Source organism: Promicromonospora sp. NPDC023805 (genome assembly GCF_040639635.1).
In the GTDB taxonomy this organism is placed as follows: domain Bacteria; phylum Actinomycetota; class Actinomycetes; order Actinomycetales; family Cellulomonadaceae; genus Promicromonospora.
On record NZ_JBFAAH010000002.1, the window covers coordinates 200,713 to 214,048 of the forward strand.

General features: G+C 70.6%; 10 protein-coding genes. 3 read left to right on the forward strand and 7 right to left on the reverse strand.

Features of this window, described 5'->3' with window-relative positions:
* Nucleotides 1–115: 115 nt before the first annotated feature.
* Both AB0F70_RS04295 and AB0F70_RS04300 read left to right on the forward strand, forming a co-directional pair.
* Nucleotides 116–1,426 carry a dicarboxylate/amino acid:cation symporter gene (locus tag AB0F70_RS04295; protein WP_357443955.1) on the forward strand — a complete coding sequence of 437 codons (1,311 nt, stop codon included), beginning with the start codon at nucleotides 116–118 and terminating at the stop codon, nucleotides 1,424–1,426.
* A 39-nt stretch (nucleotides 1,427–1,465) separates the two neighbouring features.
* Nucleotides 1,466–1,948, forward strand: coding sequence for a glutathione peroxidase (locus tag AB0F70_RS04300; RefSeq protein WP_357443956.1), 483 nt, complete (start codon nucleotides 1,466–1,468; stop codon nucleotides 1,946–1,948).
* A gap of 43 nt (nucleotides 1,949–1,991) precedes the next feature.
* Here AB0F70_RS04300 and AB0F70_RS04305 read toward each other — a convergent pair whose 3' ends face one another.
* Nucleotides 1,992–2,267 carry a hypothetical protein gene (locus tag AB0F70_RS04305; protein ID WP_357443645.1) on the reverse strand — a complete coding sequence of 92 codons (276 nt, stop codon included), beginning with the start codon at nucleotides 2,265–2,267 and terminating at the stop codon, nucleotides 1,992–1,994.
* Between the two features lie 190 nt (nucleotides 2,268–2,457).
* Here AB0F70_RS04305 and AB0F70_RS04310 point away from each other — a divergent pair, with 190 nt between their 5' ends.
* Nucleotides 2,458–2,931, forward strand: coding sequence for a GNAT family N-acetyltransferase (locus AB0F70_RS04310; RefSeq protein ID WP_357443647.1), 474 nt, complete (start codon nucleotides 2,458–2,460; stop codon nucleotides 2,929–2,931).
* 12 nt (nucleotides 2,932–2,943) lie between these two features.
* Here AB0F70_RS04310 and AB0F70_RS04315 read toward each other — a convergent pair whose 3' ends face one another.
* The 6 genes from AB0F70_RS04315 to AB0F70_RS04340 all read right to left on the reverse strand — a co-directional run bounded on the left by AB0F70_RS04315 (nucleotide 2,944) and on the right by AB0F70_RS04340 (nucleotide 12,988).
* Nucleotides 2,944–3,585 (reverse strand): response regulator transcription factor, encoded by a 642-nt coding sequence (locus AB0F70_RS04315; protein WP_357443649.1) that lies wholly within the window; start codon nucleotides 3,583–3,585, stop codon nucleotides 2,944–2,946.
* Nucleotides 3,578–4,873, reverse strand: coding sequence for a histidine kinase (locus AB0F70_RS04320; RefSeq protein WP_357443651.1), 1,296 nt, complete (start codon nucleotides 4,871–4,873; stop codon nucleotides 3,578–3,580). The genes AB0F70_RS04315 and AB0F70_RS04320 overlap by 8 nt, the downstream gene beginning before the upstream one ends.
* Nucleotides 4,874–4,923: 50 nt before the next feature.
* Nucleotides 4,924–6,036 (reverse strand): hypothetical protein, encoded by a 1,113-nt coding sequence (locus tag AB0F70_RS04325; RefSeq protein WP_357443653.1) that lies wholly within the window; start codon nucleotides 6,034–6,036, stop codon nucleotides 4,924–4,926.
* Nucleotides 6,037–6,173: 137 nt separating this feature from the next.
* Nucleotides 6,174–7,538, reverse strand: a complete 1,365-nt coding sequence (locus tag AB0F70_RS04330) for a copper amine oxidase (protein ID WP_357443655.1) — start codon at nucleotides 7,536–7,538, stop codon at nucleotides 6,174–6,176.
* Between the two features lie 134 nt (nucleotides 7,539–7,672).
* A complete protein-coding gene (locus AB0F70_RS04335; protein ID WP_357443657.1) occupies nucleotides 7,673–10,318 on the reverse strand; it encodes a choice-of-anchor G family protein in 2,646 nt (881 codons plus the stop codon).
* Nucleotides 10,319–10,726: 408 nt separating this feature from the next.
* Nucleotides 10,727–12,988 carry a helix-turn-helix transcriptional regulator gene (locus AB0F70_RS04340; RefSeq protein WP_357443659.1) on the reverse strand — a complete coding sequence of 754 codons (2,262 nt, stop codon included), beginning with the start codon at nucleotides 12,986–12,988 and terminating at the stop codon, nucleotides 10,727–10,729.
* Nucleotides 12,989–13,336: the final 348 nt, after the last annotated feature.

Below are 13,336 nucleotides of genomic sequence, written 5' to 3' on the forward strand. Positions count from 1 at the left end.
GAACCCGTCGAAGTTGAAACAGGAATGCAACGCGCAGTCCTCACCGGCCTAACGGCGCCCGCCTAGTTTCGCAGCAGAGCCGCGCGGTCGTGCGGCACATGACACCGGAGGAACCGTGAAGGCCCTGAAGAACCCTGCCCTGCAGATCGGCATCGCCGCGATCGCCGGAATCGCCTTCGGGCTCTTCGTCGGCGAGTGGGCGAGCAACCTGAAGTTCGTCGGTGACCTCTTCATCCGGCTCATCCAGATGTCGATAGTGCCGCTCGTCATGGCCTCGGTGATCGTCGCGACGGGATCTATGAGCGGCAAGGGCGCCGGCGGGCTCGCAGCCAGGACCTTCGGCTGGATGATCTCCCTCTCCGTCGTCGCCGCGCTGCTCGCCTGGGGCCTGAGCAGCCTCCTGCGCCCCGGAGCCGGGATGGTGTTCGACGGCGAGCTCGACCCCGCCCTCACGCCGCCCGAACCGACGAGCTGGCAGGACACCGTCCTCGGCTTCGTGTCGACGAACATCTTCGAGGCCATGTCGACGGCGACCATGGTGCCCATCATCGTCTTCTCGCTGCTGTTCGGTGCCGCGCTCAACGCGTACATCGCCCGGACCGGCAACCGGCTCGTGCTCGGGTTCTTCGACCAGCTCCAGCAGATCGTCCTGCTGATGATCCGGTTCGTCATGTACATCGCGCCCGTCGGAGTGTTCTGCCTGCTGGCGGCGCTCGCGGGAGACGTCGGGTTCGCCGTCGTGACGACAGCGCTGAGCTACCTCGGGACCACGCTGCTCGGCGTGGTCATCCTCCTGGTCCTGTTCGTCACCGTCGTCACGCTGCGCACGCGGCTGAGCCCGTGGCGCCTGCCGCGCAAGCTCGCGGAGCAGACGGCGATAGCTGTCACGACGACGAGCTCGGCGGTCACCTACCCGACGGTGCTGCGCAACGCCGTCGAGAAGGTGGGCATCAGCAAGCGCGTCGCGAGCTTCACCCTGTCGGTAGGCCTGACGATGGGCTCCTACGGAGCCGTCCTCAACTACATGATCGTCGTGATGTTCCTCGCCCAGGCGGGCGACGTCACCCTGTCACCGGGACAGCTGGTCCTCGGCATGGCGCTCGCCGTGCTCCTCAACATGGGCACCATCACGGTGCCGGGTGGCTTCCCGGTGGTCGCGATGTTCCTCGCGACGTCGCTCGGCCTCCCGTTCGAGGCGGTGGGGCTGCTCATCGCGGTGGACTGGTTCACGGGTATCTTCCGGACGTTCCTCAACGTCAACGGCGACACGCTCGTCGCGATGCTCGTCGCGAACGCGAGCGGCGAGATCGACCGCGACGTCTACGACGAGCGGAAGACGGTAGCGGAGAGCGACATCTCCGCCGCCGACGAGTCGAACACCGATGAGTCGAACACCACAGCCGCTCCGGCGATCCAGCCCGTCTGAAACCTTGCAGTGAGTGCAACAAAGATGGACGATGCGGGAATGGACCTCTACGACATCCCCTTCCACACCATGGACGGCACCGAGATCTCGCTGGCCGAGCACAAGGACGACGTGGTGCTTGTCGTCAACGTGGCATCGCGGTGCGGCCTGGCGCCGCAGTACGCGACCCTGGAGGAGCTGCAGAAGAAGTACCAGGACCGGGGGTTCACGGTGCTGGGCTTCCCGAGCAACCAGTTCCTGCAGGAGCTGGGCTCGAACGAGAAGATCGCCGAGTTCTGCTCCATGACGTACGGCGTCACGTTCCCCGTGCTCGACAAGATCAGGCTGAACGGCAGAAACGCTCACCCGCTCTACGAAGAGCTCAAGAAGGCAGAGGACGCCGAAGGGCACTCGGGCAAGATCCGGTGGAACTTCGAGAAGTTCCTGGTCCTGCCCGGCGGCGATGTGCGCCGCTACTCACCGAAGACCCTGCCGGACGACCCGGCGATCGTCGGCGAGATCGAGGCACACCTGCCGCGCTGAGGGTCAGGCCGCCGCCGCCGTCGAGGCGGCGGCGGCCTCCTCCTCAGTCATCACTGGGCGCGAGCGTGAGCCGCATGGCGACCGGCACCACGTCCGAGGCGTCGCCGAGCCAGCCGGTCCACACCCTCGTCAGGCCAAGCTCCCTTCCGGGGTCGGACTCCTCCGCGATCAGCCTGTGCTTGCTCACGAGCGGCAGGGCCGTGAGCTCGCTGACCGTCAGAATGTCGATGACCAGCACGTCGACCCGATCAAGGCCGAACGCGAGCCAGTCCTGACTCACTCGCAGCGAGAGCGTGTCGAGCGCCGTCAAGCGGGACATCACTGCACTGAATGCTGTATCTGTCATGCAGCCTTGACGCTCGAACCGCGCTGAGGTCACAGCACTTCCGGGAAATCTTTCACCCGATCTTCAGCAGCTGGGCCAGCCGGTAGGGTGCCCGGTCGATCGCGGCCCTCCGCAAATCTCGACGGTGGTGCCCGCGGCGCAGGCGGGGCATACGCTGTTGAGCATGGAACCGACCCGATTCCGGCAGGCCACGCCCGAGGACGCGCAGGCACTCCTCGATGTCGAGCGCGCCGCTGGGATCGCGGCGCTCGGCCATATCTTCCCGCCGGGCATGTATCCCTTCCCCGCCGACGAGGTCCGGGCCAAGTGGGAGTCCGCGCTCACCGAGCCAGGTGTGCGCGTGCTCGTCCTGGACGACGACGTGGACAGCTCCCGGCTGGCCTGCTTCGTCGCCCACGACGAGCGGCTGCTCCGGCACCTGGCGGTGCACCCGTCCCGCTGGGGCGCCGGCCTCGCCCGCGCGGCGATGGACGCGGCGGTCGCCGAGATGCGCGACCCGCGCCTGTGGTGCCTCGCCGACAACGACCAGGCCATCGGCTTCTACGAGCACCTCGGCTGGCGCCGGACCGGACGCACCCTGGCGTCCGACTACGCGCCGTTCCCGGACCAGGTGGAGATGGCCCTCCCCCGGGACTGACGCCCGGACCAGCTACAGGTCGACGAGCCCTGCCCGGTACCCGAGCACCACCGCCTGCGTCCGGTCCCGGGCCTGCAGCTTCCCGAGGACCGACGCCACGTGCGTGCGCACCGTCTCGACGCCGACCACTAGCGCGGCGGCGATCTCCGCGTTGGTCATGCCCTGGGCCACCAGCCCCAGCACCTCTCGCTCGCGCGGCGTCAGCACCGGCGCGCCGGCCGCCGCACGCGGACGGGTCCGGACCAGGTCCCGGAGCGCCTGTGGGTACAGCAGGCTCTGCCCGACGGCGACCGTCCGGACCGCCTGCACCATCTCGTCGGCGCCCGCCCGCTTGAGCAGAAATCCGGACGCCCCTACCGTCAGCGCGTCGAGCACGTAGCCGTCGTGCTCGAACGTCGTCACCACGAGCACGCGGGGCGGGTCCGGCAGCCGCAGCACGAGCTCCGTCGCGCGCAGCCCGTCCACGCCGGGCATCCGCACGTCCATGCAGACGACGTCGGGCCGCAGGGCGCGCGCCAGCTCGACCGCCTGGGCGCCGTCGCCCGCCTCGCCGACGACCTCGATATCTGGCTCGGCGTCGAGGATGAGACGCAGACCGCTGCGGACGAGCGGTTCGTCGTCGGCGACGAGCACCCGGACCTGGGTGTCAGGCATCTGGATCCTTCCGGTTGGCCCCGCCTGTTGCCTGGGGCGCGCAGGGCAGCGTCGCACGGAATGCCCACCGGTCGCCGTCCGGCCCCGCGTGGACGGCGCCGCCGAACAGGGCCACGCGCTCCCGGATACCCGACAGGCCGCGCCCTCCGGACTGGCGCCTGCCGGGACGCGCACCGAGGAGAATCGGGTTCACGACCTCGATCCGCACCTCGTCGCCGCCGTGCCCCACGGTGAGCCGTACGGGGCCGGGAGCGCCGTGCCGGTGGGCGTTGGTGAGCGCCTCCGTGACTATGCGCTGCACGGTCCGGCCCAGCAGAGCCGGCAGACCCGGAGGCAGGTCGATGCGGGCGGCCAGGTCGAGTCCTGCCCGGCGGTGGGCGGTGACGACGTCCTCCAGCGCGGGTGCGAGCGCCACGGGTGCGTCGTCGTCGGCGTCGTCCCGCAGGATCGCCAGCAGCTGGTCGAGCTCGGCGAGCGCCGACCGTGCGGTGTCCTCGATGGCGGCCAGCGCCTCGGCCGCCGCATCGGGGTTGACCGCGACCACCCGGCGTCCGGCCGCCGCCTGGACGCTGACGACGGTCAGCGCATGGCCTATCCCGTCGTGCAGCTCGCGCGCCAGGCGGGTGTGCTCCGCCTCCCGACGAGCCCTGGCGAGCGCCGTCTCCATGCGGTCGTGCGGCGTGGGCCCGAGCACCCGGCCGGCGAGCGCCGCGGCGGCGGCACCCAGCGGCCACGTGGCGATCAGGGCCAGCAGTGCGAACGCGGCGCACGCGACCAGCCGCAGCGCGAGGGACACCGGCCCGGTCGGCAGCGGCAGCCCGGTGTAGAACGAGTCCCCGGAGCGCAGCGCCTCCCCGGCGACTGCCTCAACGCCGATCAGAACCGCCATCGGGACGCCCGCGAACAGCCCGGCCGCCACGAGCAGGCCGGAGGCGAGGTGTCCCGCCACCCAGGCCGCCGTCCGGAGCCGGTGCGCGGGGCGGGGCCGGGCCGGGACCACCAGCTCGTCGTCCACGTCGAGCAGCGCGCGGGCCGCGGTGACCTCCAGCTCCCGTGCGCCGGGTACCAGCCCGAGCCCGATGGCGGCCGCGACCGTCGCAACCGCCACCACCCAGGCGGGCAGCCCTCCGGCGACGATGTTCAGCAGGCTGTAGACGAGCAGCACCAGGGCCAGCCCGATCGCCCCGCCCAGCATCTGCCAGGCGAACCGCCGAGCGAGATACCGAGCGAGATCTCTGGTGAGTTCCCTGGCGAGACCCCTGGTGAGCTGCCGCCTCGTCGCCCGCATGCCGTCATCCTCTCCGGTCCTCAGGTCCACCCGCCAGGCAACCTGCTGCCTCAGACGGCCGGGACCTGTTCCCGGGCGGGCGTCCCGGCGTCGGGCACCGGCGAGCGCTCGGACCGGGTCCGGTGGGCGACGTAGCCCCAGACGGCGAGCGCCAGGGCCGGACCCCAGTACCAGCACGGGAACACGACGGCCCCCACGACACCCTCGACGAGGCTCTGCCCGCTGAACATCACCAGCATCGGGACCACGGAGAAGACAAGGGTCACCGCGATCAGACCACCGGGCACGGCGGCCGCGGCGATGGGTACGCGGCGCCCGGCAAGCCCCGGCATCCAGCGGGGGAACACCTCGCCCCAGGGTCGGATCAGGCCCAGCGTGAGGAAGACGCCGAGCCAGGCGCCGCTGGACAGCGTCAGCCCCCAGATCCGCGTGGACATGTCCAGGTCGAACCCGAGCTGCGGCCACGGGGTGAGCCAGGTGAGCCGCACGAGGGCGTACGGGAGCGGTCCGGTGGCGGCAACTATCGTGATGGCCTTGCGGTGCCGCACCACCCAGTCCGTGGTGCGTTCCATGACCGGCGTGCCCGCCAGGGCCTGTACCCCGACGGCCGACCACAGGGTCCCGGCCGCGAGCACCAGCAGGGAGAGCAGGAGCCCTGCACGGTTCTCGAACAGGCCGGCACCGAGCATGCGCACCATCCCGGCGAGGGCGTCCCGCGCCAGGAACCCGCCGACGACGAGCAGGGCCAGGCCGGGTACGCCGACCGTCCAGCGGGCGACGCGGTACCGGCGCACCACCTGGACGAGCAGGACCACGACGGCCAACGGCATCGCCATGGCGACGAGGTAGCCCATGGTGGACAGCGGGCCGCTGCCCTGCAGCACCACGCCGAACACGACGAGCTGCAGCGCCGCTGCCCAGACCCGGCCCCGCATGCGCAGGACGCCGGCGAGCGCCGCGATACCACTCGCGACGCCGGCCAGCGCCGTGACGACGTGGACGGTGGTCGCGGCGTCCTGTCGGGCGAACCGGACCAGGAGTGCGGTTGCGGGGTCTGCGTAGACGTTCGGCAGGAGTCCGAGCATCCAGGCCAGGCCGAGCAGCGCGGTGGCGCCGCTCGCGATGGTGGCGCCGATGAGCGTGGCGCGGGGCAGGCGTTCCATGACGGTTCCTTCCGGTCGGTCGTGCGGTGTGCCTCCACACTCCCGTCCGCCACGTGCTCTCCCCCTCCCCCGACCGGGGGATATCGGCTGGTGGCCGGGGGATACGCGGGGATACCCTCTGGCTCAGGGCGGCTGCGTCAGGGCAGCTCGGCGGGCTTCCCGTTGACGTCCTCGCGGGCCGACGGCGGGTCGACGCGCTGGGCGGTCAGGTCACGCGGCGTCAGGGTGAAGCCCTGCCAGTGCATCTCCATCGGGCTCTGGTCCTCGTCGCGCGCGACGTGGTGGAAGCCGACGGCGACCCAGGTGACGACGTCGGACAGCTCCGCCTTGTCCTGCGCGAAGTCGAGCACACCCGAACCGCACGTGCCCTCCTTGTTCGCCGTGGCGAACAGCTGGCAGTCGTCGGCCTCGGTGAACGCGATCGCGTACCCGGCGTCGTCGACGTCGTCGTGATGGTGGTCCTGGGTGAGCTCGAACGGCGTCGTCGCGCCGAGATCGACCTGGTAGGAGATCTCGTGCCCGTCCTCGTTGAGGACGGCGGGGTTGACCACGCGCCACCAGCGGCGGTCCGCCGCCGCCGCGGTGCCCTCGTGCGTGATCGGGGTGAGATCGCCCTCCACGAGCGGTGCCCGCGGCCCCTGCTCGCCGGTCGGTGCGGCGTCGTACTGCTCGACCGCCTGCTTGCTCGGGCCCCCGAGCGCCCAGTGCACCCGCCACACCGCGTTGTGCGAGTGGCTGGTGGCGTAGTCGGTGTCTCCCGGGCCGACCGGCCAGCCGTGGGCGGGGTCGTCGCCGTAGTCCTCCGGCGACAGGTCGCCCGTGGCGCCGAGGTCGGACCGGATGGTCCCGTCGCTGCCGAACGTGTACTGGCTGACGTACTCGTACCAGCCGACCTTCGAGATGGTCGCGAGCCGCAGGTCGGTGCGCCGTGCCACCTCGGCACCTTCGCCTTCGCCGCTGCGGTACGCGATGCCGCCGTCGACCACCTCCTGGCAGAGCACCTGACGCTTCGCGCCGCCCCCGCCCAGCGAACCGTCGCCGACCTTCGGCAGGTACGTCTCGAGACGCTCGCCCAGGCACTCGGTCGGGGTGAGCGTCATCATCTGGGGGCCGCCGAAGCCCTGCGTGGTGATGTCCTCGGTATTGCGCAGGCCCGTGTCGTACGGCACCTCGAGCTGCCCGATGGACAGCTCGGCCAGCACCTGCACCGGCTTGTGGCCTGCCGGCGTGAAGTGGACGTCCTCGAGCACCAGCCCGCGGCTGGAGTCCACCCGCCAGCACATGGTCCAGGTCGAACGGCTGAGCAGCTCCTGCGTGATCGACTCGTTCTCCGGGCACCTCAGGTCCACACCGCCCGACGCCCTGTTCTCTTCCGTCAGCGGGGCAGGCGCTGCAGGTAGCGCGTGCTCCACGACCAGGATCGCAGCCACGACGAGCGCGACGATGGCCGCTGCTGCGACGACCGCCGGAATCACCCCTCGTCTCGGCGACAGCTCGGACACGACTCCCCCTTGGATCTCGGGCACACGGCCCGTTGGTGGGCCGTTCGGGAACAGGACCGGCCCGGTGCGACGACGTCGCACCGGGCCGGTCTTACTGCGTCAGACACTTGCTACTGCGTCAGAGACTCAGCTCATCAGACGGCAGGCTTGTCGCCCGACATCCGGCCCATCGCGGTGGCGAAGGCCTGGCTGATCTCGCGGCGACGCTTGATCATGACCGCACCGGCACCGAGCAGCAGCACCATGGCGGCGATCAGGACCGCGACGTTCGCACCGGTGTTGGCCAGGCCGCCGTCGCCGTTACCGGCGCCCGCACCCGAACCATCACCGTTGCCGTCACCGTTGCCGGAGCCGCTGTTGCTGGCCACGACGGTGATCGGCGTCTGCGCGCCTTCGCCGCCGTCTTCCGGCTGGGCGTCGACGATGATGACACCCGGCGGGGTCCCCTCGGGAACCGTGATCGGGGTCTCGAAGCCGCAGTCGTCGCCGACGGTCACGGTGACGGGGTCACCGATGTCGTTGCCCTGCGTGTCCTTCAGCTGGACGATGACCGTGGAGCCGGCCGGGAAGCCCGAACCGGTGACCATGACCTCGTCGCCGGCCTCGACCACTGCCGGGTCAGCAACGATGCTCGGGTTCGTGCACTCACCCGGGGGGTTCGTGCCCGGGGGCAGGATCTCGAGCGGCGCCTCGGCACCCTCGCTGCCGTCCTCAGGAACGGCCTCGACGACGTGGTCGCCGGGCTCTGCGTCCTCAGGAACGGTCAGGTCGGTGATGAAGCCACAGGCCTCGTCCGGGGTGACCATGACCGCGTCGCCAACCGGGTTGCCCTCGGCGTCGCGCAGCTGCACGGCGACCGGAACGCCCGCCGGGAAGCCCTGGCCGACGATCGAGACGGTGTCGCCCGGGTAGACAGCACCCGGCTCGACGGTCAGCGTCGGGTCCATGGCGCAGATGTCGGATCCGGCGACCACTGCCAGCGGGGCCTCAGCGGCCTCACCGGTGGTGTCGTCCGTACCCACGACCGGGTAGACGCCGAGCTCGGCGTCAGCCGGAACCGGAACCGCGACGGTGAACGAACCGTCCGAGTCGGTGTCGACCGGGATGGCGTCGCCCACGGGGTTGCCCTCGGGGTCGGTCAGCTGAACGGTCGCGGTCGAGTCGGGCGTGTAGCCCTCACCGGTCGTGATCGTCGACTGGCCAGGAGCGACAGTGGCGGGGTCGACCGACAGCGACGGGTCGATGTCGCCAGGTCCACCGTCGTCCGGCGTGATGCGCACGGCGGCGTTGCCAAGGTTGATCCGAGCAAGCTCGTTCTCCCCCGGCAGGAGCGCGATGCTCAGCGCGTTCAGGTCGAGCGACGTGACGACCTCGGCCGCCGTGGCGGTCGGGGCAACCGAGTCAGACGTCTCGGTGACCTGACGGTTGATCGTGATCGAGAGGACCTTGGACAGGACATCGAAGACCGGCGAGAGCAGCTCGCGGATCGGGGCAGTGATCGAGTCCGTCTTGAGGTCGTTGATCAGCAGCTCGAAGATGTTGTCACCCTCGTCGCTGATCAGCAGCTCGTACACCGGGGCCAGGATCGGCGCGAGCGCCGGGCCGACCGTGTTGATGGTGTTGACCAGGACCGTGGCGACCGGGCCCATGGTGCCCGTGCTGTTGTTGACTGCCTCGGGGAAGTCGCCGTTCACGGCGTCCACCAGGGGCAGCGACCACGAGACGTCGAGGGTGCCGAGGGCGCCCTCCTCGTAGAAGGCGATGTTGATCGTGACGGAGTTCAGCGAGTCCTCGATCGCACCGATGAGGACGCGAGTGACTTCCTGCATGAGCTCGTGCACGGTCTCCGCGATGAGCGGGTAGGTCGTGTCGTCGATGAGCTCGGTGTTCGCGGGCAGGCCGTTGAGGCCTTCCTCGTTACCCTCGGGGCTGTCGACAAGCTTGTCGAGGTGGATCTCCAGCTGACCGGTCGACAGGTCGATCGTGATGAGCTGGTTCGCCGAGGTGATCGGCTCGCCCACGACGGACTCGAACAGGTTCTCCTGCATGTTGCTGTCGACGGTGATCGAGGGCGTCGGAACACCCGGGACCGCGTCGAACAGGCCGGTCAGGGCGCTGTCGTCCAGGTTCTCGTTGACGAGGTCCTCGACGGTCGTGTCGATGGTGCCGCCGATGTCGTAGATCGACGCGGCAGCGTCCTCGATGACCGGGGAGTGCAGGAACAGGTCCAGGTCGGCAACGCGGTACTGGCCGAGGCCACCCACGCCGTCCTGGTCCAGGATGACGCCGTCCTCGGCCTTGACCTCGGCTGCGGCAGCACCTGCCTCGAGCAAGAGCTGGTCGACGATCTTGTCGGTGAGGCCGTCGATGCCCAGCAGGCGCGCGACGGACAGGACGTCAACGGACGCCTTGCCGAAGTCCTCGGTCTTGCCGTCGAGGTGGACGCCGCCGTCCGCGCCGAGCAGGCCCGACACCGCGTACGCGTCGACTGGGGACGACGCCTCGCTCCTGCTGACGAGCGCGCCAGCCTGACCGTAGTCAAGGATCTCGTCGAGGCGAACCTCGATGTCATTGAGCTTGATGAGCTCGGAGCCGAGCAGCTCGACGTTGAGGTTGCCCTCGTTCGGCCCGGGGTTCGACTCCGAGCCGGCCTGCGAGTAAGCGGCTGCCAGCAGCGCCTCCTGGAAGAGCGTCGAGTCGAGGACGCTCGCAGCGGCCTCGGACGGCTCGTCCGGGTAGTTGTTCACTGCGACCGCAGGCAGTCCGGTGGCCGTAACCACGACTGCGGTTGCCGCGGCCGTCGCCAGGGTCCGGCGCCACGGGGCGCCGCCCTTCCGACGTCGGCCTGACGGTACTTGCGTTCGGTTCAAGAGAACTCACTCCTCCATATACACGCTTCAAGTGAAAGCGTCCGGATCGGTACGTGATCACGTCCGGAATCGGCTGGGGCGAGGCGTATGACACACCCGTGCCCGGGCTTTAGAGAACAGTGATTCCCAGGGACCTGCCAGGCGGAGCGGCAATCGTGCGCTGACGCAACTCAACGCAATTCGCCGTGCGCTCGAATCGATAAGAGGCGCGATAAAGGCGTGCGCATGCAAGTGCGCGGGGAGAAGTGAAGGAAGTCCGAAATGCCGGGTGAAAAACCCTACCAACAGCAGGTGAAAACCTTGCGTTCAGGTCGGGTGTCAGCCACCGGCAAGCCAAGCGGGGGGACGGGTCTCGGCGAGCCGCACCAGGTCCCTACGGTCCCGGATGCCGAGCGTGGCGTAGGCCCGGCGCAGCCGGTTCACGACTGTCCGCTCGGACACGAAGGTCGCCTGGGCGATCTGCGAGTTCGTCGCACCGTGCACCGCCAGCTTGACCATCTCCCGCTCGTGCGTGCCGAGCACCTCCCACTCGGGGCCGGCACCACCGCTCGCATCGGCCTCCGCGAGGAAGACGTCGATACCCCGCAGCCAGCCGGCCATCCCGGCCAGCCGCACGAGCGTCCTCGCCTCGTCGAGCATCGCGTTGCCGGTGGCGCGGCCGCCGCGCGTCACCGCGTACCGGCCGTACGCGACGAGCATGCGGACCCGCTGCCACGGCGACATGGGGGCGGACGGGGCGTGCAGCGCGGTCTCGAACGCTACCGACGGCACACCGTCGTCGGCCAGCAGCGCACAGAGCCTTGCATAGGCGGCGGCGACGTCGGGCGTCGACCGTTCCTCGGGCGCCACGGGCGGATCGAGCAGCCGCTGGGCTCGTGGCCCCACCCTGCCGGGCGGCGTGGAGGCCATGACGGACTCCACGAGGTCGCACCGCACCTGCACGCGTCCCCGGTAGGGCCAGGCGCAGTGCTCGAGCGCGATGGTCAGCAGCGCGACCGCTCCTTCCGCCTGTCCGACGACGAGGTGGGCGGCGCCAAGGTCCGCGGCGTACTCGCCGAGCACCCGCGCCGACCAGCTGCCCGCCTGCGCCGGCATCGTGCTGCCAGGGACGGTCCCGTCGACGACGGCGTCCGCCGAGGCACGCATGCCCCGGGCCGGCAGCCACGCCTCGACGGACGGGCGCAGCTCGGTGGCGTGCGCGATATGCGTGCGGACGTCGACCGCGCGCCCGTCGAACGCGGCCACCCGGGCCGCCGCGAGGTCGCGCGCGACGATCTCCGCGACCGCCCTGTCCGGCGTCGCGCCGGAGTGGTCGGCGAGGAGACCGCGTGCGCCGACCACGTCCCCCAGCGTCAGGAGGGCGCGTACCTGGATGTCGACGCCCACCCAGTCCTGGCCGGGCGTGGGCCCGATCAGCCGCAGGTCTGCCCGCAGCGCGCCGGGGTCCGGCAGGTCGCCCGTGTCCTCGAGGCACAGCAGCGCCTCGGCGACCCGTGCTCCCGCGGCGCGGGCATCCGCGCCGACGCCCGTCAGGTCACGCCACCACAGGTGGTCGGTCCAATCAGCGCCCACCCCGTCCGGCACCAGCGAGCCGGCCAGATGGTCGCGCCAGGCGCGCCCGGTCATGAGGGACACCCCGACGGCGCGCGCAGCCAGGTGCGGGTCGGGCGCGGCCGCCACGGCCGCCCACGCGCGCGCCGGCAGCTCCTCCAGGTGCAGCCCGTCGAGGATCCTCAGCAGCGCGCCGGCGTCGGTGACGTCGCGTTCCGGCGCCAGGGTGTCCCGGCCATCCATCTGGCCGTCCGCACCCCGCACCTCCTTGCACAGCAGGGCGAGCAGCGGGTGCCGCACGCTCGAGCGGCCGTCCCGGCGCGCCGCCGAGGCGCCGCCGAGGGGTGCGGTCGCGAGCGCGGTCATGGTCGCCGGGTCGAGCCCGGCAAGCATCGCGCGGTAGGCGCGCCGAGCGGCCGAACCCACTGTCTCGGGTCCGGCCCAGGAGACGTCCCCGCGCAGCTCCGCGGCGCTCAGCGAACCCGCGAGCTCGAGGGCGAGGCGCGGGTTGCCTGCGCTCCACCAGCGCAGGTGCTCGACGACGTCGGCAGCCACCGGGGCGCTCATCTCCGTCGCGAGCGCACGGCGCAGGGACATCCGGTCGAGCGGGCCGAGCTCGAGCACCTCGACGTCGTCGGAGAGCGGCTCGACCGCGATGCTCCGCACCGCGGCGATCACCCGCCAGTCCTGTCCGTACGCCTCGTCCGCCAGGTGCTGGAGCCAGCGCGCTCGCTCAGCGGTCAGCACCCCGACGTCGTCGACGAAGAGGACACGCGGCCCGGAGCCGCCGTCGCCTGCCCAGACCGAGACCGCGCGCAGGAACCCTGCCGCGTCGAAGCCCGGGCCGTCCTCCGGATCGTCCGGCACGGACCAGGCCGACAGGTCGACCCGCCGGCTGTTGTCCAGGTCGTGCGCCGACGGCCTGGATGAGCACGGCCGTACCACGCGGACCGCTGACGAGCCCGCGCCGACCTGCTTCAGCGCGTGGAGCACCGTCGAGGTCTTGCCGATCCCGCTCAGTCCGCGCACGACAAGGACCGTCGGGTCCAGGTCGGTTGCGAAATGCCCGATGACCCGCAGCTCTCGATCACGCCCGTGGACCACGAGGTCCCTCCCCCTGCTGCCTGCCTGGTTCGTCCATGCCTTCGGCACTGCCGAAGGCACTGCCACGGAAGGCCCGTTACTTGATGGCACGCACACCCCAATTCGCCACTTACATGAATGTCTATCAGTAGCGCCTCAGGAGTCTATGACAGGAGATGAATCGTGCAGGATGAGCGTGTGGTACGGGATATTACGGCTCTACTGGCGGATCTCGGACAGGTAGGGGAAACTCCGCACCCGCAAATCCGGGCGGAATGTCTCATTCCAGGGGCG